The organism is Pararhodobacter sp. CCB-MM2 (genome assembly GCF_001691415.1).
GTDB lineage: Bacteria > Pseudomonadota > Alphaproteobacteria > Rhodobacterales > Rhodobacteraceae > Pararhodobacter.
Genome location: NZ_LRRR01000020.1, coordinates 13,320 through 39,514, shown reverse-complemented (window position 1 = coordinate 39,514; position 26,195 = coordinate 13,320). Strand labels below are relative to the sequence as shown.

Sequence of the window (26,195 nt, the reverse complement as noted above, 5' to 3'; positions counted from 1 at the left end):
GCCTCATCTGGCCCCACCGATCAAGGGGGGCGACGGCATTTTGTATACCATTGTGCACAGAAAATCGGTGTTAGCGCCCGATCCGGCGGCGCCTTGCCACGGGGCTGCCAAGCGGTCCTGCGCTCCGGGGAGAAGGGGGAGCCTTGTGGCATTGGGTCTCCCGGCCCAGTGGCCAATTTTCGACGCTCGCAACCTTGGCAGGGCAGGGTGTGGCGGTCAGGCTCACGCGGCGTTGCCGGGGTGTCACAAGCTGGTGTAACCGGCCCCCGGGCGGGTTGCCCCGGCTTGCGTGGCAGTCCATTTGCCGGTTTGGTAGCGCAAGGTTTCAGGAGAGAGCGCATGACGCTGATCGCACGGATGCAGAAGGGCATCTTGGCGCGGGTGGTCACTGACCCCGCGGCCGGAATGTCACGGGCAACCCTGCGGGCGTTGCGGCTGTCCTGTCTGGGCATGGTTCTGGTCTTCGCCCCGGTCGCCGGACAGGCGCAGGGCGAGAACACCGGCGGTGTCGTTGATCATCCGGTCCTGCTGGAGCTCTACACCGCCCAAGGCTGCGCCTCGTGCCCGCCAGCGGATGACATGCTCATTGACCTCGCCTCGCGCGAGGATGTCATCGCCTTGGCACTTCATGTTGATTACTGGGATTACATCGGCTGGGCCGACACCTTCGCCAGCCGCGCCAATACCGAGCGTCAACAGCGTTACGCGCGCCGGTATGGTCATTCCACGATCTATACGCCGCAGGTGATCGTCAACGGCACCCAGATTGTCGAGGGCTTCCGGGTGATGGAGGTCATGGACACGATCTCCATGCAGCGGGAACGGGCAGGCGAGGTCTCGCTGAGCCTGTCGCGCTCGGCCGAGGGGCTGACGATCCGCGCCGTGCCGACCGAAGAGGCCGCGCCGCAGATCGCCATGGCCTCGCGCCGGTCGGCGACCGCGGGGATGGGGACAAATTCCGTTGTCGGCACGTTGACCATGACCCGCCCGCAGGCCGCCGAGGCCGAAGCCGCCGATGCGCCCGAGGTTGCGGCGGCCGAGCCTGAGGCACCCGTCGCGGAAGGCGGCGCTGGCGAGGCCGAGGCCGCACCGCAGATCGCCGCGGCGCCAGAGGCCCGGCTGGCCATTCCCGCTCCGCAGGCCGAGCCCGCGCGTAACACGCTGGGCCGCCCCGGAAGCGGGCCCTATGCCGTGCAACTGGTCCGCTATCGCCCGATGGACGAGGTCGATATTCTTGGCGGCGAGAATGCTGGCCGGACCTCGCAATACGCGAATATCGTCACCAGCTGGCAGGTCCTGGGCAGCTGGGACATGATGTCTCCGCTGGAAGTGACCGTGCCGCTGGAGGGCGACGAGCCCGCCGTGGTCATCGTGCAGGAAACCGGGCAGGGCGAGGTCGTGGCCTCGGCGCGGTTGCGCTAAGGCCCTCCTTCTTTCGCTGATTTACTCTGGCAGCGTGTCCGGCAGATCGCCGGTATCCGCCGCGCCTTTCCAACGACGATGTGCCCAGAACCACTGGCCGGGATGCGCGAGCACCTGTGCCGAGGCACTGTCGTTGATCGCCTGGGTCATCGTCAGGGCGTCACTGTGCGGGATCGGTTCCTCGACGGTGATGGTGAAGGTCAGCCCGTCCGGATTGCGCGTGGCATAGAGCGGGACCAGCAGCGCCTTGTACTTCAGCGCCATCTTCGCGGCCGAGGTTGCGGTGCGCGCGGGTTTGCCGAGGAAATCCACCAGCTCGCCATGGGCCATGTGCTGATCGCCCAAAAGGCCCAGCATGCCGCCCTTGCGCAGGAAGCGGATCATGTCGGTCATACCCTCGGCCCCGCGCGGGAAGAGGGGTTTGGCGATGCTCTCGATCGTATCGACATAGCGGCGGTTGGTGGCGGGGTTCGACATCGGCTTGTAGAGCCCCCCCACGGCAAAGCCGCGGGCCGAGAGATTGGCGCGCCAGGCATCGTAATTGCCGTAATGCGCCGAGATCAGGATCACCGGACGGCCCTGTGCATGGGCCTCGTCCAGCGCGGCGAGGCCGGGGCCCGAGGGCTGGAACTGCGCGGCACGCTCGGCGAATTCCCGGCCCGAATGCAGCTCGATCAGCGAGCGGCCGAAATTGTCGGCCATCTCGCGGCAGATGCGGCGCTTATCGGCGTCAGACATGTCCGGCAAGACATGGTCGAGATTCGCACGGACCCGGCGGTTCATCGCCAAGGGGGCAAGGACGGTGCGGCTGAACCAGCCCATGAAGGGCACGCGCCAGCGATAGGGCACCTGCTTGGCGGCGCCGATCACCAAGGCGCCCGCGCGGTCCTCGATCCAGTGGCGGACCGAGAGGCGTTGCGGAGGGATGTCGCTTGTCTGGCTCATGCCTGCGGTTCTAGTCCCGGCCTAGATGGCTGTCCAGCAAGGGCGGGCCACATCGGCGGGTCAGAGATGCGGGGCCAGAGCGGTGGCAGCGGGGCGTCAGGGGTGATCGCCCTTGCGGCGGTTGTGCCACCAGACCCATTGGCCGGGATGGGCGCGGACCTGCGCGCCGAAGGCGTCGTTCAGGGCCTGCGTCATCGTCTCGGCGTCAGAGGGCGGCACAGGGGCTTCGACCACGACACGGAAGCCGGGCTTACCCTCGGTGCGGATGCCCCAGACGGGCACCAGCAGGGCGTTGTAGCGCAGGGCCATCTCGGCCATCGACAGCACGGTGCGGGTGGGCCGCCCGAGGAAATCGAGCAGCACGCCCTGCGGTCGGTCGAGATCCATCAGGATGCCCAGCATGCCGCCCTTGCGCAGGAACTTCACCAAAGCGCGCAGGCCCTCGCCGGTATCGGGGAACATCGGCTGGCCCGAGGCCGAGACGGCTTCGACATAGCGCTGGTTCATCACCGGGTTGCCGAGTTCCTTGAAATAGCCGCCGATGGAAAAGCCGCGCCGGATCAGCGCCAGCCGCCAGGCGTCGTAATTGCCGAAATGCGCGGAGACGAGGATCACCGGCCGGCCCTGCGCATGCGCCTCATCGAGCGCGGCAAGGCCGGGGCCTTCGATCGGCAGGGTCGGCGCCAACGCGGCCATGTCGCGGGCCGAGAGGACCTCGACGATCATGCGGGCGAAATTGCCCTGGGCCTCGGTGGCGATACGGGCGACCTCGGCCGGCGGCAGATCGGGCAGGAAATGGTGGATGGCGTCATTGACGCGCTGGCTGGAGCGGCTGCGTCCGGCAGCGAAGCGACCGACCCGATACGCCAGCGCGGTCCGCAGGCGGAAGGGCAGCAGCATCAGCGCATCGACAAGGAGGCGGATCGCCCGGTCACGACCGCTCTCACGCGGGGGCGGTGCGGGATCCTGTGGTGCGGCGAGCGGATCGTCAGGGAGCGTCATGCGCGTCCGGACATTGGGGAACGAAAAACGCGGCCGATCCGGCAAGGAACGGCCGCGCGTGTCTCTGGGTCGGGGTCTCGGCCCGCCCGCGTCAACGCTGGGGCAGGGCCGGGGCCACTCAGACCGCTTCGCTGATGAACTTCACCGCGTCGCCGAAGGTCTGGATGTTCTCGGCGGCGTCGTCCGGGATCTCGATGCCGAACTCTTCTTCGAAGGCCATGACCAGCTCAACGGTGTCGAGCGAGTCGGCGCCCAGATCGTCGATGAACGAAGCGTTCTCGGTGATCTTGTCTTCTTCGACGCCCAGGTGCTCGACCACAATCTTCTTCACGCGATCAGCGATGTCGCTCATGTTCTGTCCTCGTTTACCTTTCGGCGGAACCCGCCCCGTGGTTGAAACCGCTTGCGCGGCTCTGTCGACGTGGACGCCCGATTGACGCCCTTGCCGGACCTGCAGGGGCAGGCCCTGCCTCGATCGACGCCGCCTATAGCACAAGCGTGACCATAGGCAAACGCTTTCGCAAGCTGCGAAGCCCCAGTAGGATCGACGCTACATCGCGCGGGGGGCGTCGCGCAACAGGGGGTTTTTCTTGGCGTTTCTGTATTATCTGCTGCACCTGCCGGTGCTTCCGGCCTGGGCTTTGCTGATCTTCGCACCGCAGGCCGCGTTGACGCGGCAATACGTTCATTCCGGGGTGATTCCGCTGATCCTGGGCGCAGCCTATGCCGTGTTGCTGTTTTGCGGCGCGGTTCTGGGCTTTTCGGCGCCCGGCGCGGGCATGGGATCGTTGGCGGGGGTGATGGCCCTGTTCTCGCATCCCGTGGGCACGCTGACGGGATGGGCGCATTTCCTCGTCTTCGACCTGTTCGTCGGGGCGTGGATCGCGCGGGATGCGCAGGCGCTGGGACTGCGGCACGCCGGAACGGTGCCGGTCCTGCTGCTGGCGCTGGTCTTCGGTCCGCTGGGGCTTTTCGCGCATGTGCTGCGCCGCCTGTGGACCGGAAAGGGCTGGCAGTTCGGGTGAGCCGCCAGCCCGTAGGGGTCAGAGCATCGCCATGCCGCCGTTGACGTGCAGCGTCGTGCCGGTCACGTAGCCCGCTTCGTTCGAGGCGAGGTACAGCACGGCGGCGGCGATTTCCTCGGGCGTGCCCATGCGGCCAGCCGGGATCTGGCCGTTGATCTTGTCCTTCTGCTCGTCGTTGAGCTTGTCGGTCATCGGCGTGGCGATGAAGCCGGGCGCGACGGCGTTGGCGGTGATGTTGCGCGAGGCGACTTCGGCCGCGATCGACTTCGTCAGGCCCACCATGCCGGCCTTCGAGGCGGCGTAGTTCACCTGACCGGCGTTGCCGGTGGCGCCGACGATCGACGAGATGTTGATGATCCGGCCCCAGCGCGCCTTCATCATCGGGCGCATCACAGCGCGGCACAGGCGCATGGTGGCGGTCAGGTTCACGTCGATGACCGAGGCCCAGTCGTCATCCGACATGCGCATGAAGATCTGGTCGCGGGTGATCCCGGCGTTGTTCACGAGGATATCAAGACCGCCCATCGCTTCGGCGGCGGCTTTCGGCAGGGCTTCGACCGAGGCCGGGTCCGACAGGTTGCAGGGCAGCACGAAGGCACGCTCGCCGAGTTCGGCGGCCAGCTCCTGCAGCGGGGCCTCGCGGGTGCCGGACAGGCCCACGGTCGCGCCGGCGCCGTGCAGGGCGCGGGCGATGGAGGCGCCGATGCCGCCCGAGGCGCCGGTGATGAGGGCGCGTTTGCCGCTGAGGTCGAACATGGGGCTGATCCTTCTGTCAGTGTCGCGTCGCTGCCGAAACCAAGGTCCCGGCGCATTGGCGGGGTTTCTAGCAGTCACGAAGCGGTGGCGCCAGCGCGCAGGATGCCGCCGGGACGGTTCGGGAGCCTTTTCCCGCGCGGGAACAATGTGTATGTGGCAAGACAACAGATAATGACGGGCGAAGCCCAAGTTCGGAGGAATGCAGATGCGCCGAGTCGTGGTGACGGGTCTGGGAATGGTGACGCCGCTGGCCTGCGGGGTCGAAGAAACCTGGAAGCGGCTTCTTGAGGGCCAGTCGGGCGCAGGCCCGATCACGCGCTTCGATGCGAGCCATCTGGCGACGACCTATGCCTGCGAGATCCCCTTCGGTGATGGTTCGGACGGCACGTTCAACCCCGACGACTGGATGGCCGCCAAGGACCGTCGCAAGGTCGACGACTTCATCCTCTATGGTCTGGTTGCCGCGACGCAGGCGGTCGAGGATTCCGGCTGGACCCCCGAGAACGATGAGGACCGCGAGCGCACCGGCGTGATGATCGGTTCGGGCATCGGGGGTCTGACGACGATTGCCGACACCGCGATCCTGATCAAGGAGAAGGGGCCGAAGCGCGTCTCGCCGTTCTTCATCCCCGGCTCGCTGATCAACCTCGTCTCGGGTCAGGTCTCGATCAAATACGGCTTCAAGGGCCCGAACCACGCGGTGGTCACGGCTTGTTCCACCGGCGCGCATGCCATCGGCGACGCGGCGCGGCTGATCATGCTGGGCGATGCGGACGTCATGGTCGCGGGCGGCGCAGAAGCCCCGATCAGCGAGATCGGCATCGCCGGCTTCAACGCCTGCAAGGCGCTGTCGACGAAGCGCGGTGACGAGCCGCAGAAGGCCTCGCGCCCCTACGATTCGGATCGTGACGGCTTCGTCATGGGCGAGGGCGCGGGCTGCGTGGTGCTGGAGGAATACGAGCACGCCAAGGCGCGCGGTGCGAAGATCTATTGCGAAGTGCTTGGCTATGGCCTGTCGGGCGACGCCTATCACATCACCGCCCCCTCCGAGGATGGCGATGGCGGCTTCCGCTCGATGTCGGCAGCCCTGAAGCGCGCGGGCCTGCAGCCCTCGGACGTCGATTACATCAACGCGCATGGCACCTCGACCATGGCCGACACGATCGAGCTGGGCGCCGTTGAGCGCCTGATGGGCGATGCGGCCTCGGGCGCGACCATGTCCTCGACCAAATCGGCCATCGGGCACCTGCTGGGTGCGGCCGGGGCCGTCGAGGCGATCTTCTGCGTGCTGGCGATCCGTGATCAGGTCGCACCGCCGACGATCAACCTCGACAACCCTGCCATCGAGCCGAAGCTTGACCTCGCGCCGAACAAGGCGGTGAAGCGCAAGGTGGATGTGGCTCTGTCGAACTCGTTCGGCTTCGGCGGCACCAACGCAAGCCTCGTGCTGGGCAAGGTGCGCGGCTGATGTGGAAACACGTTGCGGCGAATGCGCTGACGCTGCTGATCGTCGCCTTCGTCCTGCTGGCGGGCTTGGTGGCGATGGGTCAGCGGATGTTCGTGTCCGAGGGACCGCTGGAACAGGCGATCTGCCTGCGGGTCGAGCAAGGGGCTAACCTTCGGGGCGTCGCGTCCTCGCTCGATGAGCAGGGCGCGGTGACCAGCCCGATGCTGTTCCGCGTCGGTGCACAGTATGACGGGCGTGACAGCCGTTTGCGGTTCGGCTCGTATCTGGTGCCGGCCGGGGCCTCGATGGATGAGATCCTCGATATCGTGACGCGCGGCGGGGCTTCGACCTGCGGCACCGAGGTGGTGCTGCGGATCGGTGTCACTGCGGTGAATTACGAGGTGCGCGAGCTGGACCCGCAGACCAACCGTTTCATCGAGACGGTGGACCTGCCGCTGGAGACCACCGAGTTCCCGGCGGAATACACCCAGGTGGCCAACCAGGCCGACACGCGCTTCCGCGTCGTCGTGGCCGAGGGCGCGACCAGCTGGCAGATCTGGAACGCGGTGAGCAATGCCGAATTCCTGTCCGGCGAGGCCGGCGAGCTGCCGCCTGAGGGCCATCTGGCGCCCGACGGCTACGAGCTGCGCCGCGGTGCGGACCGTGCGGCGTTTCTGGCCGAGATGCAGTCGCGGCAGGAGACCTTCCTCGCGACCGCCTGGGAGAACCGGGTAGAAGGGCTGCCCTTCGACACGCCCGAGGAAGCGTTGACGCTGGCCTCGATCGTGGAGAAGGAAACCGGCGTGGCCGATGAGCGGGGCGTTGTCGCCGGCGTCTTCATCAACCGCCTGCGCGCGCCGATGCGGCTGCAGACCGACCCGACGGTGATCTATGGCATCACCTTGGGGCAGGGCACGCTGGGCCGGGGGCTGCGGCGCTCGGAACTGGACCGTGAGACGCCCTACAACACCTACCGCATCGACGGCCTGCCGCCGACGCCGATCGCCAATCCGGGCCGGGCCGCCATCGAGGCGGTGCTGAACCCGGACGAGACGGATTACCTGTATTTCGTCGCCGATGGCACCGGCGGGCATGTCTTCGCCAGCACGCTTGCCGAGCATAACAGCAACGTCGCGCGCTGGCGCGAGATCGAGGCGCAGCGCGGCGACAACTAAGGTTTTAGGGAAATTTCCCTTAAACGCCAAAGTGTTGCGCGTTGACTTTTTGCACGGTCCGATGTAAGGATCTTGCCAAGCTGGAAGAGTTCGGCTTCAGGCCCGGGGTTTGCGCCCCGGGCCTTTGCCGTTCTCGTCGCGCGGGGCAGCGAGCAGCGGAAAAACCGATGAAAAAGCGCGACCCTTCGACGGGGGAACACCCGCCGGGCCATCTTGTGGCTCAGGCGGAACGGCAGCTGGCGGCCTATGGCGCCGAGCTGGATCTCATCATTCAAACCATCAAGAGCGGGGATGTCGCCGCGTCGCGGGAGTTGGCGACGGTCGTGGCATCTTTGCGCAAAGCCTTGGAGGCCGTGTTCAGTGAGCGGGCAAAACTTGAGAAGATCGGACGCGATGAGGGACGACGCGACGGAGAGCTGGATCTCGCCGCCGCAGGGGCCGAGGTGCGACGCCGAATGGCTCGCCTGCGCGCCGCAAACGATCCGGGAGAGCTTTCTGGCCGGGTTGAGTAGGGAAGCACTGCTGGCCCTCCCGTGGCTGTTCGACTTCTGGGCGCTGCCGCATCAGGTGGCGCCCGAGGGCGCGTGGCGCAGCTGGGTCTGCATGGGCGGGCGCGGGGCGGGCAAGACACGCGCCGGGGCCGAATGGGTGCGCGCGCAGGTCGAGGGGGCGGGCCCGCGGGATCCCGGCCGTGCCCGGCGCGTGGCCTTGGTCGGCGAGACCCTGGATCAGGCGCGCGAGGTAATGGTGTTCGGCGAGAGCGGGATCCTCGCCTGTTCGCCGCCCGACCGGCGCCCGGTCTGGGAGGCCACGCGCAAGCGGCTGGTCTGGCCCAATGGCGCGGTGGCGCAGCTGTTCTCGGCGCACGAGCCGGAGGCCCTGCGCGGCCCGCAGTTCGATGCGGCCTGGGCGGATGAATTGGGCAAGTGGAAGAAGTCCGAAGAGGCCTGGGACCAGCTGCAGTTCGCTTTGCGGCTGGGCGACGATCCGCGCTGCGTGGTGACCACCACACCCCGGGCCGAGGGGGTGTTGAAGCGGGTGCTGGCCTTGCCCTCTACTGTGGAGACTCAGGCGCCGACGTCGGCCAATCGGGCGTTTCTGGCGCGGTCGTTTTTGCACGAGGTCGAGGCGCGCTACGGCGGCTCTCGGCTGGGGCGGCAGGAGCTGGAGGGCGTGCTGCTGGAGGATGTCGAGGGAACGCTGTTCCCGCAGGCCCTGCTGGACGGCTGCCGGACCACGAAGCTGCCCGCGTTCAGCCGGGTGGTCGTAGCCGTCGATCCGGCCGTGAGCGGCGGCAAGGCCTCGGACCTGTGCGGCATCGTTGCCGTCGGCGCGGTGACCGAGGGGCCACCCGAGACTTGGCGGGCGGTGGTGCTGGAGGATGCCAGCCTGCGGGCCAGCAGCCCGACGGATTGGGCGCAGGCAGCGATCGCGGCGATGCAGCGGCACGGGGCTGATCGGCTGGTGGCCGAGGTGAACCAGGGCGGGGATCTGGTGGCCAGCGTTCTGCGGCAGGTGGACCCGTTGGTGCCGGTCAAGGCGGTGCATGCGCGGCAGGGCAAGGCCGCGCGGGCCGAGCCGGTCGCCGCGCTGTATGAGCAGGGGCGGGTCGCACATCTTCCGGGGCTCGGCGCGCTGGAGGAGCAGATGGCGCAGATGACGGCGCGGGGCTTTCACGGCACTGGTAGCCCTGACCGGGTGGATGCGCTGGTCTGGGCCCTGCACGAGCTCATGATCTCGGCCCCGAGGCCGGTGGCGGCACCACGGGCGCGGTCGTTGTGAAAGGGGGAGGGGGGCTTCGGTCTCCCTTTTCCGTCGGGGGTGTTGCGTGTCGGTGGTGGCAGCGCACGGTGACCTCGCGCGATGGTAAGGCCTGTCGCTCATAACTGCGCTCCAAGGCCGATGCGGTGGATCCTTCGGGATCGGCAGGTGCCGCAGGACGAGGAGGCAGAGGCATGTTCGACTTCTTTCGCAAGCCCAACACTGGGGCCCATGCGGTGCCCGAGGCCAAGGCCTCGGCCGTGGGGCCGCTGACGGCAGGGTTCGGGGGCGCTGGCGCCGGCCGCCTCGTGGCGCAGGGGGCCAGCGGGGTGCGCTGGACGGCGCGGGACACGGTCTCGCTGACCCGCGCGGGGTTTCAGGGTAACCCGGTCGGCTTCCGCGTGGTGCGACTGCTGTCGGAAGCCGCCGCCGCCTTGCCCTTGGTGCTGCAGGATTGCGACGGCCGCTACGAGGCGCATCCGGTGCTGGACCTGCTGCGCCGTCCGAACCCGGCGCAGGGGCGGGCCGAGTTTCTGGAGGCGGCCTATGCCCAGCTTCTGCTGTCGGGCAACGCCTATCTGGAGGCCGTGGCCGCACCGGAGGGCGGTTTGCCGGGCGAGCTGCATGTGTTGCGCTCGGACCGGATGTCGGTGGTGCCGGGCGCGGATGGCTGGCCAGCGGGCTATGATTACGCGGTCGGCGGGCGCAAGCACCGCTTCACCATGACCGACGAGGCCGCGCCAATCTGCCATGTCCGGGCCTTCCATCCGCTCGACGACCATTACGGGTTGTCGGCGGTCGAGGCGGCGGCGACGGCGATTGATGTGCATAACTCGGCCTCGCGCTGGTCGAAAGCGCTGTTGGACAATGCGGCCCGGCCTTCGGGTGCGATCGTCTATTCCGGGCCGGACGGGCAGGGCGGGCTGACCAACGAGCAGTTCGAGCGCCTGCAGCACGAGATGGAGATGCACCATCAGGGCGCGCGCAATGCCGGGCGGCCGATGTTGCTGGAGGGCGGTCTGGACTGGAAACCGATGGGGTTCAGCCCCTCGGACATGGAATTCCACAAGACCAAGGAAGCCGCCGCGCGGGAGATCGCGCTGGCGTTTGGGGTGCCGCCGATGCTGTTGGGTATCCCGGGCGATGCGACCTATGCGAATTACCAGGAGGCCAATCGGGCGTTCTACCGGCTCACCGTGCTGCCGATGGCGGCGAAGCTGACGGATGCGCTGTCGCATTGGCTGTCGGGCTTTCTGGGCGCCTCCTTGGTGTTGCGGCCCGATCTGGATCAGGTTCCGGCCTTGTCCATCGAGCGCGAGGCGCAATGGCGCCGGGTCAGCGAGGCGGATTTCCTGACCGAGGCCGAGAAGCGCGCGATGCTGGGCCTGCCGCCCAAGGCGGAGTGATGGCGAGTGCGCAGCGCAAGAGCGTGGGGGGGTCGCGGTTCCTCTACGACAGTTTCGACCTCGCGCAGGCGCGGATCGACGCGCAGGAGCGGGTCGAGGAAGAGCGCCGCGCAGGGCTCGATTTCCGGCTGGGCAAGATCGAGGAAGACCTCGTGCGGCTGGAAAAGCGGCTGTGGCTGGCGGTGTACGGCGTGGCCTCGGGCGTGGTGGTGCATGGCGCGCTGGCCTTTCTGGCGACGCAATTCTGAGGAGGCGGGGATGCTCTCTCTGGAAACGAAATTTCATCAGCCGGGGCTGGTGCGGGCCGAGGGCTCTGTGATCGAGGGCTATGCCTCCGTCTTCGGGCTGCGCGATCAGGGCGGTGATGTGGTCGCGCCGGGGGCCTATGCGGCCTCGCTGAAGCGGCTGGCAGCGCGTGAGGGTCGGGTGCGGATGCTGTGGCAGCACGATCAGGCACAGCCGATCGGCATCTGGGACGAGGTGGTCGAGGACGACCATGGGCTGCGCGTGAAGGGCCGGTTGCTGACCGATGTGGCCAAGGGCCGCGAGGCGGCGGCGCTGATGGCGGCGGGCGCGGTGGACGGGCTGTCCATCGGCTATCGCACGATCCGCGCCGAGAAGCTGCCGGACGGGGGCCGCAAGCTGATCGAGCTGGAGCTCTGGGAGGTCTCGTTGGTGACCTTCCCGATGCTGCCGGCGGCGCGCGTCTCGGCCAAGTCGGACGGGCTGCTGCGAGCTTTTGCGGCCGGCATCGAGGCTGCGACCGACGCGCTGCGGCGCTGAATTTCCCGGTTCGGGATGGAACAGCGCGCGGGGGGGACTTCCGCGCGGTGGGGGCGGGTTGCCTGTCGGGAGCCCGTGCAAGGCATGCATGAAAGGATGGATGCGATGACAAGCGACACTCCCGGCCGCCAGCAGACGGTCGAGATGAAGTCTGCGCAGCCCGGCGACGAGGCCGCGCAGCTGAAGACGGCGCTGGACGGGTTCGTGACCGAGATCAAGACCTTCCGCGCCGACGTGATGGGCAATCTGAAAGAACAGGACGAGCGACTGACCATGCTGGATCGCAAATTCACCACCAAGACCGCCCGCCCCGTGCTGGCTCAGGCTGACGCGGGCGAAGGTCTGCACCTTAAGGCGTTCGACGCTTATCTGCGTCAGGGCGATGACGACGGCCTGCGCGGGCTGGTGCTGGAGGGCAAGGGCCTGAACACGGCGGTCAATGCCGAGGGCGGCTACCTCGTCGATCCGCAGACCTCGGAGCGCATCCATGCGGTGCTCGACGCCTCGGCCTCGATCCGCGCCATCGCCAGTGTCGTGGCGGTCGAGGCGGGCTCGTTCGACGTGCTGGTCGACCATGGCGATGTGGGTTCGGGCTGGGAGAACGAAGCCTCGACGCTGACGGAGACCGGCACCGCGGCCATCGACCGCATCTCGATCAAGCTGCACGAGCTGTCGGCGATGCCGAAGGCCTCGCAGCGGCTGCTCGAGGATTCCGCCTTCGACGTCGAGGGTTGGCTGGCCGAGCGCATCGCGATGAAATTCGCCCGCGCCGAGGCTGCGGCCTTCATCAACGGCACCGGCACCGACCAGCCGCGCGGGTTCCTCGACCATGACATCGTCGCCAATGGCACCGAGACTTGGGGCGAGCTTGGCTATGTCGCGACGGGTGCGGCCGGCGATTTCGCCGCGTCGAACCCGGCCGATGCCATCGTCGATCTGGTCTATGCGCTGGAGGCGGGCTACCGCGCCAATGCGGCCTTCGTGATGAACTCGAAGACCGCCGGCGCCGTGCGCAAGATGAAGGACGGTGATGGCCGCTTCCTGTGGTCGGATGGTCTGGCGGCCGGCGAGCCGGCGCGCCTGATGGGCTACCCGGTGCTCATTGCCGAGGACATGCCTGACATCGCCGCCGACGCGCATGCCGTGGCCTTCGGCGACTTCCGCGCGGGCTATACCGTGGCCGAGCGTCCCGATCTGCGCGTGCTGCGCGATCCGTTCAGCGCGAAGCCGCATGTGCTGTTCTACGCCACCAAGCGCGTGGGCGGCGACGTGACCGATTTCTCGGCCATCAAGCTGCTGAAATTCGCCGCCTCGTAAGCGGTCTGAATCGGGCGGGGGGTCCTTGGTCCCTCGCCCGTTGGCGGCGCAGGCGCGCGGGTTGATCCGCATCGTCCGGCTGCTCCCCTCCGTGCGAGCGGTGCGGGGGGCGTGTCTGCGCCGATCCCGCCGGATGAGAGTTTTCAGGAGGCAAGCATGGACCTGATTGAGACGAGCGTGGTGGCGGACGAGGATCTGCCGGTCGCCGCCTTCCGCGCGCATCTGCGGCTGGGCACCGGCTTTGCCGACGACGCGAGCGGGGATGCGCTGCTGGTGCAACACCTGCGCGGTGCCATCGCGCTGATCGAAGGGCGGATCGGCAAGGCGCTGATCTCGCGTGATTTCCGGCTGACGTTGCTCGGCTGGCGCTGGCCCGATGCGCAGGCGATCCCGGTCGCGCCGGTGACCGCCGTGGCCTCGGTCACGCTGGTCGATGTCGAGGGGACCGAGACCGAGGCCCCGGCGACCGCGTGGCGGCTGGTGGTGGATCGTCACCGCCCGCAGATCCTCGCCACGGGCGCCGTTCTGCCGGGCGTGCCGACAAACGGAAGGGTCGAGATCGCCTTCACGGCGGGCTTCGGCGCGAGCTGGGATGCGGTGCCGGACGATCTGAAACAGGCGGTCCTGCGGCTGGCCGCGCAATTCTACGATGGCCGCACCGGGGCCGAGCCCATCGACGGGCCGATTGCCGCGCTGCTGCAGCGCTGGGCGCCGGTGCGGGTGACCGCCGGGGGGCATCGCTGATGGCCTATGCGCTGAACCGGCCGATGGTGCTGGAGGAAGCCGTCACCACTCCCGATGGCGCGGGCGGCTACTCGACCAGCTGGGACGCCTTGGGCACGCTGTGGTGCGAGCTGCGCGCGGGCTCGGGCAGCGAACGGCGGGGCCTCATTGCGCCCGAGGGGCGGATGCTGTTCCGCGTCTTCCTGCGCGCCGCGCCCCAGGGCAGCCCGCAGCGCCCGCGCCCCGATCAGCGCCTGACCGAGGGCGCCCGCATTTTCACCATCCTCGCGGTCAGCGAGGCCGATCCGGCGGGGGCCTACCTCGTCTGCCACGCGCGCGAGGAGGTGCCGGCATGAGCTACCAGACCGCCGCCGCGCTGCAGACCGCGCTCTATGACCTGCTCACGGGCGATCCGACGCTTGCGGGCCTCGTGCCCGGCGGGATCTTCGACGCGCCGCCGCCCGCGACGCCGCAGGGAACCTATGTCGTGCTCGGCGAGGAGGATGTGATCGACCGCTCGGACGTGACCGGCCCCGGCGCCGAGCATCGCGTGCTGGTGCAGGTCGTCTCGGATGCTGCCGGTTTCGCCACTGCCAAGGCCGCGAGCGCCCGCATCGGTGCGCTTTTGCCCGACGCGACGCCCGTACTGTCCACGGGACGGGTCGTGGCGATCTGGTTCCACCAGGCCCAGGCGCGCCGCGCCGAGGGCAATGCGCTCAGGCGCATCGACCTGCGCTTCCGCGTGCGCGTCGAAATCTGACACTCAAAGGAGCAAGCTCATGGCTGTGCAGAGCGGCAAGGATCTTCTGATCAAGATGGACATGACCGGCGCCGGTCAGTTCGAGACCATCGCGGGCCTGCGCGCCACGCGGGTGAGCTTCAACGCCGAGACGGTCGATGTGACGAGCCTCGACAGCACCGGAGGCTGGCGCGAATTGCTGGCGGGCGCGGGCGTGAAGGCGGCCTCGCTGTCGGGCTCGGGCGTGTTCCGCGACGAGGCCACGGACGAGCGTGCCCGGGCGGTGTTCTTCAACGGCGAGATCCCGGATTTCCAGGTGGTGATCCCGGATTTCGGCACCGTCGAGGGCCCGTTCCAGATCACGTCGCTGGAATACGCCGGCAGTTACAACGGCGAGGCGACGTTCGAGATGTCGATGGCCTCGGCCGGCGCGCTGGCCTTCGTGGCGGTGACGCCGCTCGCCGCGGACCCTGAGGATTACCTCGGCGATGGCGGCGACCAGCCGCCCGAGGAGGAGCCGAGCGGAGAGCCGGTCTGATGGCCAATCCGATGGCGGGCGAGGTGGCGCTCACGCTCGATGGCGAGCGGCTAGTGCTGAAGCTGACGCTGGGCGCGCTGGCCGAGCTGGAGGAGGCGCTGGGCGCTGACAGCCTCGTCGCACTGGTCGAGCGGTTCGAAGCCGGGCGGTTCCGGGCAAAGGACGTCCTAGCGGTGCTGCTGGCGGGGCTCCATGGCGGTGGGCATGCGGTTGCGGCCTCGGCCCTTGTCGGCGGCGAGATCGCCGGCGGGCCCATCGAGGGTGCGCGGGTGGCGGGTCTGCTGCTCGCACGGGCCTTCGCCTTGCCGGGCGAGGACGCGGCATGACGCGGGGGGTGGGCGCGCTGGACTGGCCGGGGCTGATGCGCGCGGGACTGCATGGGCTGGGCCTCCGTCCGGCCGAGTTCTGGGCGCTCACCCCGGCCGAGTTGATGATCATGCTGGGGCGCGACGGTGCGGCCCGGCCCGGGTTAACGCGAGCGCGTCTCGATGCGCTCATGGGTCGCTTTCCTGACAAAGGGGCGGCGAAGGGGGGCGGCAATGGCCAATCTGGACGAGTTGAACGCACAGCTGGCGGCGCTGGAGACACAGATCGGGGCGACCTCGGACCGGGTGGCGGGCTTCGATTCCAGTCTCGCCGACATGGGCCGCAGCCTCGGTGAGACCAACCGCGAGATGGCTGGGCTGTCGCGCGGCCTCGGCTCCGGTCTGCGCCGGGCGTTTGACGGGGTGATCTTCGATGGCCAGCGGTTGTCGGATGCGATGCAGGGCCTCGGGCGGTCCATTTCGAACGCGATCTACGCGGCGGCGATGCGGCCGGTGCACAACGCGGTCGGGGGGGCTTTGTCCTCGGTTCTGGGGGGCGTGATGAACTCGGTTCTGCCCTTTGCCAATGGCGCGAGTTTCGCGCAGGGGCGGGTGATGCCCTTCGCGCAGGGCGGCGTGGTGTCCTCGCCCGTGACCTTCCCGATGCGAGGCGGCACCGGCCTGATGGGTGAGGCGGGGCCCGAGGCGATCCTGCCCCTCGCTCGCGGCGCCGATGGCAAGCTGGGCGTGCGGGGCGCGGGCGGCCGCAGCGCCAATGTCACCATCAACGTGACCACGCCCGATGTCGCCGGCTTCCAGCGCAGCCAGAGCCAGATCGCCGCGCAAATGCAGCGGCTCCTCGCACAGGGGCAAAGGAACTACTGACATGGCTTTCCACGAGATCCGCTTTCCCGCGAACCTGAGCTTCGGCTCGCTCGGCGGGCCTGAGCGCCGGACCGAGATCGTCACGCTGGCCAATGGCCATGAGGAGCGCAACACCCCCTGGGCGCAGGCGCGCCGGCGCTATGACGCGGGGCTGGGACTGCGCTCGCTCGATGATGTGGAGCGGCTGATCGCCTTCTTCGAGGCGCGGCAGGGCATGCTGCACGGCTTCCGCTGGAAGGACTGGGCCGACTTCAAGACCTGCCGCGCCTCGGGCGAGGTCACAGCGCTGGACCAGTCGCTGGGTTTTGGCGACGGGGCCAAGACCGTGTTTCAGTTGGCGAAGACCTATCGCTCGGGCGACTGGGCTTCGGCGCGGGTGATCGCGAAGCCGGTCGACGGCACGGTGCGCGTCGCCGTGGCCGGGACCGAGCTGGTTGAGGGGCTTGCGTGGTCGGTCGACCTGACCACAGGCCTTGTGACCTTGGTCGCGCCGCCGGGTGTGGGCGCCGAGGTGACAATCGGCTGCGAATTCGACGTGCCGGTGCGGTTTGACACCGACCTCGTACAGGTCTCGGTGGCCTCGTTCCAGGCGGGCGACGTGCCCAAGGTCCCGGTGATCGAGGTGCGGCAATGAACGATCTGACCACGACCCGCGCCCGCGCCTGGGCGCTGACGCGCGAGGATGGCACGGTGCTGGGCTTCACCGACCATGACCGCGATCTTAGCTTCGAGGGCCTGACCTTCCGCGCCGGCACCGGCATGAGCGCGAGCGCGATCACGCAGGGCACTGGGCTGGCGGTGGACAACACCGAGGCCTCGGGCGCGCTGTCGGATGCGGCGCTGACCGAGGGGGACATCCTTGCGGGCCTCTATGACAACGCGGGGCTGGTGATTTGGGAGGTCGACTGGGCCGACCCCGATGCCCGCCGCCTGCTGTTTCGCGGCACCTTGGGCGAGATCACCCGCGCGGGCGGCGCCTTCCGGGCAGAGCTGCGGGGCCTCACGGAACCGCTGTCCAAGTCGGGCGGGCGGGTGTTCGGCGCGCTCTGTCCGGCAGTCTTGGGCGATGCGCGTTGCGGTTTCGATCTGTCGCAGCCGGGCTTCTCGGCCGAGGTGCCGCTGCTGGCGGTGGAAGACGGCGGGGCGGTGATCGACGTGGATCTGCTACCCGAATTCACCGCCGCTTGGTTCGTCGATGGCACCGCGCGCTTCCTGACGGGGGCTGCCGAGGGGCAGGCGGTGTCCATCCGCCGTGAAGAAGGTCGGGCTGCTGCGCGACGGCTTCACCTGTGGTCCAGGCCGGGGTTTGAGCCCGCGGCGGGGGATCTGGTGCGATTGGAGGCAGGGTGCGACAAGCGTTTCGCCACCTGCCGGTTAAAGTTCCTCAACCAGCTGAATTTTCAGGGCTTCCCGCATGTTCCGGGCGAGGACTGGCTGCAGGCCTCACCGCGTGTGAATGGCGGGAACACGGGCGGCAGCCTGACCCATGAGTGAGCAACGCGCGGCTCTGGTGGCCGAGGCTCGGGGCTGGATCGGCACGCCCTATCGGCATCAGGCCTCGGTCAAAGGGGCGGGGTGCGATTGTCTGGGGCTGATCCGGGGCCTGTGGCGCGCGCACCATGGCGCCGAGCCCGAGGCGCTGCCGGCCTATGGCCCCGATTGGGCGGAATGCCGCGGCGACGAGGCGCTTTGGCAAGCGCTCGCGCGGCATTTGCGTCCTGCGGACAGCGCCGAGCAGCCGGGTGACATCGTGCTTTTCCGCATGCGCGCGGGGGCGGTCGCGAAGCATCTGGGCGTTCTGTCCGAGGCTGGGCCAAGCCCGCGCTTCATCCATGCCTACAGCGGCCACGGGGTCGTCGAGAGCCCGCTGAGCCGCCCCTGGGCGCGCCGGATCGTGGCGCGCTTCGACCTGATCTGAACCCCGATCCAAACAAGGAGCCCACGGATGGCGACGCTTCTTCTCTCCAGTGCCGGCGCGGCGATCGGCGCGAATTTCGGCGGCGCGATCCTGGGCCTGTCCGGCATGGTGATTGGCCGGGCCGTGGGGGCGACCCTCGGCCGTCTCATCGATCAGCGCCTGCTGGGATCAGGCTCGGGCGCGGTCGAGACCGGTCGCATCCAACGGCTGCAGATCACCGGTGCCGGCGAGGGCGTGGCCTTGCCGCGCGTCTGGGGCCGGGTCCGCACCGCGGGCCACGTCATCTGGGCGTCGCGATTCGAGGAAATCCCGGGTGCCTCGTCCCAACGCAAGGGTGGTCCGCGCATCACCGAGGAGTCGCGCTATATCGTCAGTGTGGCCATCGCGCTGTGCGAGGGCGAGATCGGCGGCATCGGGCGGATCTGGGCCTATGGCGACGAGATCGCCTCGGCCGATCTGAACCTGCGCGTCTACACTGGCAGCCTGGACCAGTCGCCCGATCCCAAGATCCTTGCGGTCGAGGGCGAAGCGTCGGCGCCCGCCTATCGCGGCACGGCCTATGTGGTGATTGAGGATCTGGACCTCGGCCCGTTCGGCAACCGCCTGCCGAACTTCGCCTTCGAGGTGATACGCGCGGCCCAGACGGAGAGCGTCACCACGTTACAAGACGCGGTGCAGGGGGTGGCGTGGTTGCCCGGCGCGGGGGAATACGCGCTGGCGACGACGAAAGGGCATGTCTCGGGCAACCAGACGGATGTGTTCATTGACGACTTCTCCGTCATCGAGGCCACGCAGGATGCCTCGGTCAACGTGCATACGCCGTCGGGTTTCAGCGACTTCACCACCTCGTTGAATGCCCTTCAGGCGGAATTGCCGAACGTGCAGTCCGGTTTGCTGATCGCCTCGTGGTTCGGGGACGATCTGCGCTGTGGTGACTGCCAGATCCGCCCCAAGGTCGAAAGTGCCGAGCGTGACAACCCCGGCCAGCCGTGGAGCGTCGCGGGTCTGGATCGCAGCACGGCAGAGGTGGTGGCACAGGTGTCCGACCGCCCGGTCTATGGCGGCACGCCCGATGACGCTTCGGTTCTGGAAGCGATTGCGGCCATGAACGCGGCGGGGCAGGCGGTGGTCTTCTATCCCTTCCTGCTGATGGAGCAACTGGCGGGCAACGGCCTGCCGGATCCGTGGTCGGAGGCCGACGACCAGCCCGCGCTGCCATGGCGGGGCCGGATCACCACATCCAAGGCGCCCGGCCAGGCCGGAACGACCGACCGCACGGCAGCAGCCGAGGCCGAGGTCGCGGCCTTCTTCGGCACCGCGCAAGCCTCGGATTTCACCGTCATGCCGGGCGCGGTCAACTATTCCGGCCCCGCGGAATGGTCCTACAGGCGCTTCATCCTGCATTACGCGGCGCTCTGCGCGGCGTCTGACGGAGTCGAGGCGTTCTGCATCGGCTCGGAAATGCGCAGCCTGACCCAGATCCGCGGCGCGGGGGACAGCTTCCCCGCCGTCGCCGCGCTGATCGAGTTGTTGCGCGAGGTCCGTACGATCCTCGGGGCCTCGGTCAAGCTGGTCTACGCCGCCGATTGGTCAGAGTATTTCGGCTATGACGCCGGAGAGGGGAACCGCTATTTCCACCTCGATCCCCTGTGGTCGGACGATGACCTCGACGTCATCGGCATCGATAATTACATGCCGCTCGCCGATTGGCGCGAGGGCGAGGCGCATGCCGATTGGCAGGCCGGTTTCCGCGATATCTATGACCTCGATTACCTCGCGGGCAACGTCGCCGCGGGCGAGGGCTTTGATTGGTACTACGAGACGCCGCAGAACCGCGACGCCCAGCTGCGCACGCCGATCACCGATGAGGGCGAGGCCGAACCCTGGATCTGGCGCTACAAGGACCTGCGCGCGTGGTGGGAGAATTCCCATACCGAGCGTCTTGGCGGCGTGAAGCAGGACGACGCCACCGAATGGCTGCCGCGCTCCAAGCCCGTGTGGTTCACCGAATACGGCTGCGCGGCGATCGACAAGGGCGCGAACCAGCCCAACGTCTTCCTCGACCCCAAGTCTTCAGAGAGCTTCGCGCCCTATTATTCCACCGGCGTGCGCGACGACCTGATGCAGATGCAATACCTGCGGGCGATGCACGGTTTCTGGACCGATCCGGCCAACAACCCGGTGTCGGAGTATTACGGCGGTCCGATGGTCGACTGGTCTCGCAGCCATGCCTGGGCGTGGGATGCGCGGCCCTGGCCTTGGTTCCCGGCCCTGACCGGGACGTGGTCGGACGGCGAGAACTGGACGCGCGGCCACTGGCTGACCGGCCGGTCCGCCAGCCAGCCGCTGGCCGCCGTTGTGGCCGAGATTTGCGATGCCGCCGGGATCACCGGCTATGATGTGAGCCACCTGTACGGCGTGGTCCGCGGCTATACCGTGGCCTCGACGGCGACCGGGCGCGCGGCCCTGCAACCGTTGATGCTCGCCCATGGCTTCGAGGCGCTAGAGCGTGACGGGCAGCTCATTTTCCGCATGCGCACCGGACGGGCGGCGGTGACGCTGGACCCCGCGACGCTCGTCGCGCGGGAGGGAGGCGATCTGGAACTGACCCGCGCCCCGGACCCGGAAACGGCGGGCCGCGTGCGATTGTCCTATGTCGAGGCCGAGGGCAGCTTCGAGATCCGCTCGGCCGAAGCCGTCCATCCGGAAGACCCCGCGGGCGATGCAGCCACCAGCGAGTTGCCGATGGGCCTCACGCGGGGCGAGGCCCGCACGGCGGTGAAACGTTGGCTGACCGAGGCGCGGATCGGCCGCGATACCGCCCGGTTCGGCCTGCCGATGTCCTCGGATCTGGGGGTGGGCGATATCGTCACCCTGCCGCAGGGCGATGGCACGCGGCACTACCGGATCGACCGCATGGAGCTGACCGGCGCCCGCGCCTTCGACGCCGTTCGGATCGAGCCCGGCCTCTACCGCCATCGCGACGCTTCGGACGACTTGCCACTGGTCGGGGGCTATGACGGTCCGGTGCCCGTGCTGCCCCTTTGGATGGATCTGCCGCTGATGCGGGGCGATGAGATCCCGCATGCGCCGCATCTGGCCGTGACCGGGACGCCTTGGCCGGGCGTGATCGCCGTCTATGACGCACCGGCGAGCGAGGGCAGCTTTGCCTTGAACACGCTCATCGGCCTGCGCGCCAGCGTGGGCGAGACGCGGACTGCGCTGGACGCCGCAACCCCCTCGCTGCTGCAACGTGGGGCCGGGGTCGAGGTGCGCTTCCCGGCCTCGGTCGGTCCCGCCTCGATTGCCGAGGCCGAACTCTTGGACGGCAAGAACCTCGCGGCGATCTCGACCGGGGATGGCTGGGAATTGTTCCAGTACCAATCGGCCACGCTGATCGAACCCGGCGTCTGGCGCCTGCAGGATTTGCTGCGCGGTCAGTTCGGGACCGAGCCGTTGATCCCGCAGGCCTGGGCACCCGGTGCCGTCGTCGTCCTGATGGATGGCGCGCCGGAGCAGCTGGACCTGCCGGCCTCGACCCGCGGGGTTGCCCGGCGTTGGCGCGTCGGTCCGGCGGCGCTGGCCTATGACGACCCGATCTATGTCGAAAGCACCCAGACCTTTGCGGGCAACGGCCAGCGCCCCTATGCGCCGGCGCATCTGACCGCCAAACGCTCGGGCGGTGACTTGTCGTTGACTTGGATCCGCCGAACCCGCGTCGCGGGCGATGGCTGGGACGCCCCCGACGTGCCGCTGGGCGAGGAGGTCGAGGCCTATCTCCTGCGCATCCGTCAGGGCGGGACCTTGCTGCGCGAGGTCTCGCTGAGCGCGCCGGCCTTCACCTATACTGCGGCGATGCAATCGGGCGACGGTGTTTCAGGCCTGGTCGAGGTCGAGGTCGCGCAGGTCTCGGGCAGCTACGGGCCGGGCCTGTGGGCCACGCTGTCCGTCGCACCCTGATGCGTCCGGTCACGCTGACGGACCTTGCCGCCGCCGCCCGCGTGCTTCTGGCTCTGCCTGAGTCCCAGCGGGCGGCGGGGATGGCGGCGCTCATCGCCCGCACTGAGACGGCGGATCGTCATCGACGTGAAGCCGGACGCGGCCACCCGGCCTATGGCCACGGCACCTTGCTGGAAGCCGCGCTCGCCCATCCCTCTCGCGATCCGGACAGCCCCGGCGCGCGGGACTACCTTGCCTGCCTCGCGCAGGTGACCGAGGCGCTGTTGCGTCATTCGCCGCCGGCCTGAGCCTCGGCCACTGGAAATCTTCCGCGGGATCGCTATTTTGCGAAATAGACGAACCCCGGAGATGCGCCATGCCCGAGATCAAAGCCCGCCTTTCGCAATTCGACCCGGTCTGGCAGCGCATCTGTGACGAGGCCCGTGAAGTCGTGCAGGACGAGCCGCTTCTCGGCGGGGTCATGCACAACAATCTGCTTCACCATCCGACGATGGAGCGCGCGCTGGCCTATCGCTTCGCGCTGAAACTCTCCTCGGCCGAGATCAGCGAGCAGATCCTCCGCGAGATCGCCGAAGAGGCCTATGCCGCCGCCCCTTGGCTGGGCGAGGCGGCGCGTGCCGACCTTGTCGCCGTGCACGAGCGCGACCCGGCCTGCCACCGTCTTCTGCAGCCGGTGATGTATTTCAAAGGCTACCAGGCCGTGCAGGCCTACCGCGTTGGCCATTGGCTGTGGGATTCCGGTCGCCGCGACATGGCGCTGTTCGTGCAGATGCGCATCTCGGAGATGTTCGGTATCGACATCCATCCCGCCGCCCGGATCGGCAAGGGCATCATGATCGACCACGCGCATTCCATCGTCATCGGCGAGACGGCCGTGGTCGGCGACAACGTCTCGATGCTCCATTCGGTGACGCTGGGTGGCACCGGCAAGGAAGACGGCGACCGTCATCCGAAGATTGGTGACGGCGTCCTGATCGGCGCCGGTGCGAAGGTGCTGGGCAACATCACCGTCGGGGCCAATTCGCGGATTGCCGCGGGGTCGGTCGTGCTGGCCGATGTGCCGCCTTGCAAGACCGTCGCTGGCATTCCTGCCAAGATCGTCGGCGAGGCAGGTTGCGCCCAGCCTGCGCTGTCGATGGATCACCGCTTCAAGAACTGACGCCCGCTTGTCGAGAGCGCGGCCAAGTGGGCTGGCTGCCCCCTTGGATCCCCCGCGAGTATTTCCGACAAAGTGAAAGGGCGAAGGTCAGGCCTTTGGGGCAATGTTGGGAAAGTGACATTTCTGCGCTAGTGCAAGGCATGCCGAGTGCAGAATGTCGATATTCTGAAACCCAGAATCAAAACGGCCGCCCCGGAAGGAGCGGCCGTTCTGCGTTTCTGTTGGGGCAGGATCAGGCCAGCATGGCCATCGGGTTCTCGAGGTTCTCGATGATCGCCCCGAGGAACTCGGCCCCCAGTGCGCCATCGATCACGCGGTGATCGACCGAGAGGGTCATCGACATCACCGTCGCAACGCCGATCTCGCCATCCGCCTTGACCACCGGCTGCTTGATCCCCGCGCCGACGGCCAGGATCGAGCCATGCGGCGGGTTGATCACGGCGTCGAAATTCTCGATGCCGAACATCCCGAGGTTGGAGATCGCGAAGCTGCCGCCGACATATTCATGCGGCGCGAGCTTGCGGTTGCGGGCGCGGGTGGCGAGGTCCTTCATCTCGGCCGAGAGGGCCGAGAGCGACTTCAGATGGGCGTCCTTGATCACCGGGGTGAACAGGCCGCCATCCACGGCCACCGCGACTGCGAGGTCCGAGGGCTTCAGCTTCAGCATCCGGTCGCCGGCCCAGACGGCATTGGCATCCGGCACCTTCTGCAGGGCCATCGCGCAGGCCTTGATGATGAAGTCGTTGACCGACAGCTTCACACCACGGCTTTCCAACTGACCATTCAGCTGCGCGCGGAACTTCATCAGCGCATCCAGCTGCACCGAGCGGCGCAGGTAGAAATGCGGGATGGTCTGCTTGGCTTCGGTCAGGCGCGCGGCCACCGTCTTGCGCATGCCGTCGAGCTTGACCTCTTCGAAGTCGCGGCCCTCGAACATCTTCATCACGGTGTTGGCATCCGGACCCGTGGCCATCGCGGCCTTGGCCGGAGCCGCCGCCGCTGCCGGGGCAGAAGTCGCCGCCACCGGAGCTGCCGCTTTCGGCGTGGCGGTCGCGTTCTCGACATCCGCTTTCACGATGCGGCCATGCGGGCCCGAGCCCTTGAGCTGGCTCAGGTCCAGCCCCTTGTCCGCGGCGATGCGACGGGCCAGCGGCGAGGCGAAGACGCGCTTGCCATCCGCGACCGGAGCCGGCGCGGCGGCCGGAGCCGCAGCAGGGGCCGCGGCCTGAGCGACAGCCGGGGCAGGGGCCTCGGCCTTGGCTTCCGCCTTGGGCGCAGACCCGATGGCATCGGCGCTTTCGCCCTCTTCCAGCAGTACGGCGATCGGGGTGTTGACCTTCACCCCTTCGCTGCCTTCCGCGATCAGGATCTTGCCGATGACGCCTTCGTCGACGGCTTCGAATTCCATCGTCGCCTTGTCGGTCTCGATCTCGGCGATGACATCGCCCGAGCTGACCGTATCACCCTCTTTGACCAGCCATTTGGCCAGCGTGCCCTCTTCCATGGTGGGCGACAGGGCGGGCATCAGGATTTCCGTGGGCATGATGACCTCCTCAGCGATAGGTGACTTTTTTGACGGCCTCGATCACCTCGGCGGTGGTAACCAGCGCCAGTTTCTCGAGATTCGCCGCATAGGGCATCGGCACGTCCTTGCCGCACAGGTTGATCACCGGCGCGTCAAGGTAGTCGAAGGCCTCCATCATCACGGTGGCTGAGATGAAGTTGCCGACCGAGGATTGCGGGAAACCTTCCTCGACGGTGACCAGACGGTTGGTCTTCTTCACCGAGGCGAGGATGGTTGCGGTGTCCATCGGGCGGATCGTACGCAGGTCGATGACCTCGGCGTCGATGCCCTCAGAGGCCAGCTTCTCGGCCGCTTCCAGCGCATAGGTCATGCCGATGCCGAAGGAGACGATGGTCACGTCCTTGCCCTCACGGGCGATGCGCGCCTTGCCGATCGGCACGGTGAAATCGTCCATGTCCGGCACTTCGAAGGTGCGGCCGTAGAGGATCTCGTTCTCGAGGAACACCACCGGGTTGCCGTCGCGGATCGCCGATTTCAGCAGGCCTTTCGCGTCAGCTGCCGAATAGGGCATCACCACCTTCAGGCCCGGCACATGGCCGTACCAGGCGGCGTAATCCTGGCTGTGCTGCGCGCCCACGCGGGCGGCGGCGCCGTTCGGACCGCGGAAGACGATGGGGCAGGGCAGCTGGCCGCCCGACATGTAGTTGGTCTTCGCGGCCGAGTTGATCAGATGGTCGATCGCCTGCATCGCGAAGTTGAAGGTCATGAACTCGACGATCGGGTTCAGACCACCCCAGGCGGCGCCGACGGCGAGACCGGCGAACCCGGCTTCGGTGATCGGCGTGTCGATCACCCGGCGCGCGCCGAATTCATCGAGCAGGCCTTGGCTGATCTTGTAGGCGCCTTGATACTCGCCGACTTCCTCGCCCATGAGGAAGACGTTCTCGTTCGAGCGCATCTCTTCCGCCATGGCCTCGCGCAGGGCTTCCCGCACGGTCATCGACTTCATCTTGGTGCCTTCGGGCCAATCGGGCGTGGGCGCAGCAGCAGGTGCGGCCGGAGCCGCAGGGGCCGAAGCGGCGGGCGCCGCAGCCGGCGCGGGTTCCGCCGCCGGAGCCGGTGCCGCAGCGGCCGGAGCCTCCACGTCATCGGCGCTTTCGCCTTCTTCGACCAGAACCGCGATGGGCGTGTTCACTTTCACGCCCTCGGTGCCCTCGGCGATCAGGATCTTGCCGACGGTACCTTCGTCCACGGCTTCGAATTCCATCGTCGCCTTGTCGGTCTCGATCTCGGCGATGATCATCCCCGAGGTTACGGTGTCACCCTCTTTGACCAGCCATTTGGCCAGGGTGCCCTCTTCCATCGTCGGCGAGAGGGCGGGCATCAGGATTTGCGTTGCCATCA

The 26,195-nt window shown here is 68.0% G+C and carries 28 protein-coding genes and 1 pseudogene; 23 read left to right on the top strand and 6 right to left on the bottom strand.

What is annotated here, in order from left to right:
* The first annotated feature begins 339 nt into the window (after nucleotides 1-339).
* Nucleotides 340-1,422 carry a thioredoxin family protein gene (locus BCY78_RS25295; protein ID WP_068304288.1) on the top strand — a complete coding sequence of 361 codons (1,083 nt, stop codon included), beginning with the start codon at nucleotides 340-342 and terminating at the stop codon, nucleotides 1,420-1,422.
* 21 nt (nucleotides 1,423-1,443) lie between these two features.
* On the opposite strand, the gene BCY78_RS16990 is transcribed toward BCY78_RS25295, so the two are convergent.
* The 3 genes from BCY78_RS16990 to BCY78_RS16980 form a co-directional block, all read right to left on the bottom strand.
* Nucleotides 1,444-2,367, bottom strand: coding sequence for a lysophospholipid acyltransferase family protein (locus BCY78_RS16990; RefSeq protein ID WP_068304287.1), 924 nt, complete (start codon nucleotides 2,365-2,367; stop codon nucleotides 1,444-1,446).
* A 96-nt stretch (nucleotides 2,368-2,463) separates the two neighbouring features.
* Nucleotides 2,464-3,369, bottom strand: coding sequence for a lysophospholipid acyltransferase family protein (locus BCY78_RS16985; RefSeq protein ID WP_083195108.1), 906 nt, complete (start codon nucleotides 3,367-3,369; stop codon nucleotides 2,464-2,466).
* A gap of 118 nt (nucleotides 3,370-3,487) precedes the next feature.
* Nucleotides 3,488-3,721, bottom strand: coding sequence for an acyl carrier protein (locus BCY78_RS16980; RefSeq protein WP_068304285.1), 234 nt, complete (start codon nucleotides 3,719-3,721; stop codon nucleotides 3,488-3,490).
* Nucleotides 3,722-3,959: 238 nt separating this feature from the next.
* Here BCY78_RS16980 and BCY78_RS16975 point away from each other — a divergent pair, with 238 nt between their 5' ends.
* Nucleotides 3,960-4,394, top strand: a complete 435-nt coding sequence (locus tag BCY78_RS16975; RefSeq protein WP_068304282.1) for an ABA4-like family protein — start codon at nucleotides 3,960-3,962, stop codon at nucleotides 4,392-4,394.
* 18 nt (nucleotides 4,395-4,412) lie between these two features.
* Here the strand turns inward: BCY78_RS16975 and fabG are convergent, their stop codons facing one another.
* Nucleotides 4,413-5,150: a 3-oxoacyl-[acyl-carrier-protein] reductase gene (gene fabG, locus BCY78_RS16970; protein WP_068304281.1), complete on the bottom strand. Its 738-nt coding sequence runs from the start codon at nucleotides 5,148-5,150 to the stop codon at nucleotides 4,413-4,415.
* A 205-nt stretch (nucleotides 5,151-5,355) separates the two neighbouring features.
* Between fabG and fabF the strand changes: the two genes are divergently transcribed.
* From fabF to cysE, 21 genes and pseudogenes are all read left to right on the top strand, one after another.
* Nucleotides 5,356-6,618, top strand: coding sequence for a beta-ketoacyl-ACP synthase II (gene fabF, locus BCY78_RS16965; RefSeq protein WP_068304280.1), 1,263 nt, complete (start codon nucleotides 5,356-5,358; stop codon nucleotides 6,616-6,618).
* A complete protein-coding gene (gene mltG, locus BCY78_RS16960; RefSeq protein ID WP_068304278.1) occupies nucleotides 6,618-7,772 on the top strand; it encodes an endolytic transglycosylase MltG in 1,155 nt (384 codons plus the stop codon). The genes fabF and mltG overlap by 1 nt, the downstream gene beginning before the upstream one ends.
* 167 nt (nucleotides 7,773-7,939) lie before the next feature.
* The gene (locus BCY78_RS25625; RefSeq protein ID WP_068304277.1) at nucleotides 7,940-8,284 is read left to right on the top strand and encodes a hypothetical protein; all 345 of its coding nucleotides are present in this window, start codon (nucleotides 7,940-7,942) and stop codon (nucleotides 8,282-8,284) included.
* Nucleotides 8,166-9,554, top strand: coding sequence for a DNA-packaging protein (locus BCY78_RS16950; RefSeq protein WP_083195107.1), 1,389 nt, complete (start codon nucleotides 8,166-8,168; stop codon nucleotides 9,552-9,554). The genes BCY78_RS25625 and BCY78_RS16950 overlap by 119 nt, the downstream gene beginning before the upstream one ends.
* Nucleotides 9,555-9,727: 173 nt before the next feature.
* Entirely contained in the window at nucleotides 9,728-10,939 is a 1,212-nt protein-coding gene (locus BCY78_RS16945; protein WP_068304275.1) for a phage portal protein, read from the top strand.
* Nucleotides 10,939-11,187, top strand: coding sequence for a hypothetical protein (locus BCY78_RS16940; protein WP_068304273.1), 249 nt, complete (start codon nucleotides 10,939-10,941; stop codon nucleotides 11,185-11,187). Before BCY78_RS16945 ends, BCY78_RS16940 begins: the two co-directional genes overlap by 1 nt.
* Nucleotides 11,188-11,197: 10 nt before the next feature.
* A complete protein-coding gene (locus BCY78_RS16935) occupies nucleotides 11,198-11,722 on the top strand; it encodes an HK97 family phage prohead protease (RefSeq protein ID WP_068304271.1) in 525 nt (174 codons plus the stop codon).
* A gap of 105 nt (nucleotides 11,723-11,827) precedes the next feature.
* Nucleotides 11,828-13,039: a phage major capsid protein gene (locus tag BCY78_RS16930; protein WP_083195106.1), complete on the top strand. Its 1,212-nt coding sequence runs from the start codon at nucleotides 11,828-11,830 to the stop codon at nucleotides 13,037-13,039.
* Between the two features lie 156 nt (nucleotides 13,040-13,195).
* Nucleotides 13,196-13,783: a hypothetical protein gene (locus BCY78_RS16925; protein ID WP_068304270.1), complete on the top strand. Its 588-nt coding sequence runs from the start codon at nucleotides 13,196-13,198 to the stop codon at nucleotides 13,781-13,783.
* The gene (locus tag BCY78_RS16920; protein ID WP_068304268.1) at nucleotides 13,783-14,118 is read left to right on the top strand and encodes a head-tail adaptor protein; all 336 of its coding nucleotides are present in this window, start codon (nucleotides 13,783-13,785) and stop codon (nucleotides 14,116-14,118) included. The genes BCY78_RS16925 and BCY78_RS16920 overlap by 1 nt, the downstream gene beginning before the upstream one ends.
* The gene (locus tag BCY78_RS16915) at nucleotides 14,115-14,522 is read left to right on the top strand and encodes a DUF3168 domain-containing protein (protein WP_068304267.1); all 408 of its coding nucleotides are present in this window, start codon (nucleotides 14,115-14,117) and stop codon (nucleotides 14,520-14,522) included. Before BCY78_RS16920 ends, BCY78_RS16915 begins: the two co-directional genes overlap by 4 nt.
* 19 nt (nucleotides 14,523-14,541) lie before the next feature.
* A pseudogene (locus BCY78_RS16910) lies at nucleotides 14,542-14,952 on the top strand (phage major tail protein, TP901-1 family); the annotation flags it as partial.
* A gap of 86 nt (nucleotides 14,953-15,038) precedes the next feature.
* Nucleotides 15,039-15,365 (top strand): gene transfer agent family protein, encoded by a 327-nt coding sequence (locus tag BCY78_RS16905; protein ID WP_068304266.1) that lies wholly within the window; start codon nucleotides 15,039-15,041, stop codon nucleotides 15,363-15,365.
* The gene (locus BCY78_RS26325; RefSeq protein WP_083195104.1) at nucleotides 15,362-15,700 is read left to right on the top strand and encodes a rcc01693 family protein; all 339 of its coding nucleotides are present in this window, start codon (nucleotides 15,362-15,364) and stop codon (nucleotides 15,698-15,700) included. Before BCY78_RS16905 ends, BCY78_RS26325 begins: the two co-directional genes overlap by 4 nt.
* On the top strand, nucleotides 15,588-16,229 hold the full coding sequence (locus tag BCY78_RS16900) for a phage tail tape measure protein (RefSeq protein WP_369808711.1): 642 nt from the start codon (nucleotides 15,588-15,590) through the stop codon (nucleotides 16,227-16,229). Before BCY78_RS26325 ends, BCY78_RS16900 begins: the two co-directional genes overlap by 113 nt.
* A 1-nt stretch (nucleotide 16,230) precedes the next feature.
* Nucleotides 16,231-16,863 (top strand): DUF2460 domain-containing protein, encoded by a 633-nt coding sequence (locus BCY78_RS16895; protein ID WP_068304264.1) that lies wholly within the window; start codon nucleotides 16,231-16,233, stop codon nucleotides 16,861-16,863.
* The gene (locus BCY78_RS16890; RefSeq protein ID WP_068304262.1) at nucleotides 16,860-17,723 is read left to right on the top strand and encodes a DUF2163 domain-containing protein; all 864 of its coding nucleotides are present in this window, start codon (nucleotides 16,860-16,862) and stop codon (nucleotides 17,721-17,723) included. Before BCY78_RS16895 ends, BCY78_RS16890 begins: the two co-directional genes overlap by 4 nt.
* On the top strand, nucleotides 17,716-18,147 hold the full coding sequence (locus BCY78_RS16885; protein WP_068304260.1) for an NlpC/P60 family protein: 432 nt from the start codon (nucleotides 17,716-17,718) through the stop codon (nucleotides 18,145-18,147). The genes BCY78_RS16890 and BCY78_RS16885 overlap by 8 nt, the downstream gene beginning before the upstream one ends.
* Before the next feature lie 27 nt (nucleotides 18,148-18,174).
* Nucleotides 18,175-22,107: a glycoside hydrolase TIM-barrel-like domain-containing protein gene (locus BCY78_RS16880; RefSeq protein ID WP_068304259.1), complete on the top strand. Its 3,933-nt coding sequence runs from the start codon at nucleotides 18,175-18,177 to the stop codon at nucleotides 22,105-22,107.
* Nucleotides 22,107-22,394, top strand: a complete 288-nt coding sequence (locus BCY78_RS16875; protein WP_068304342.1) for a hypothetical protein — start codon at nucleotides 22,107-22,109, stop codon at nucleotides 22,392-22,394. The genes BCY78_RS16880 and BCY78_RS16875 overlap by 1 nt, the downstream gene beginning before the upstream one ends.
* Before the next feature lie 68 nt (nucleotides 22,395-22,462).
* A complete protein-coding gene (cysE, locus tag BCY78_RS16870; protein WP_068304257.1) occupies nucleotides 22,463-23,266 on the top strand; it encodes a serine O-acetyltransferase in 804 nt (267 codons plus the stop codon).
* Between the two features lie 232 nt (nucleotides 23,267-23,498).
* On the opposite strand, the gene BCY78_RS16865 is transcribed toward cysE, so the two are convergent.
* Entirely contained in the window at nucleotides 23,499-24,809 is a 1,311-nt protein-coding gene (locus tag BCY78_RS16865) for a pyruvate dehydrogenase complex dihydrolipoamide acetyltransferase (protein ID WP_068304252.1), read from the bottom strand.
* A gap of 10 nt (nucleotides 24,810-24,819) precedes the next feature.
* A complete protein-coding gene (locus BCY78_RS16860; RefSeq protein WP_068304251.1) occupies nucleotides 24,820-26,193 on the bottom strand; it encodes a pyruvate dehydrogenase complex E1 component subunit beta in 1,374 nt (457 codons plus the stop codon).
* Between the last annotated feature and the right edge of the window lie 2 nt (nucleotides 26,194-26,195).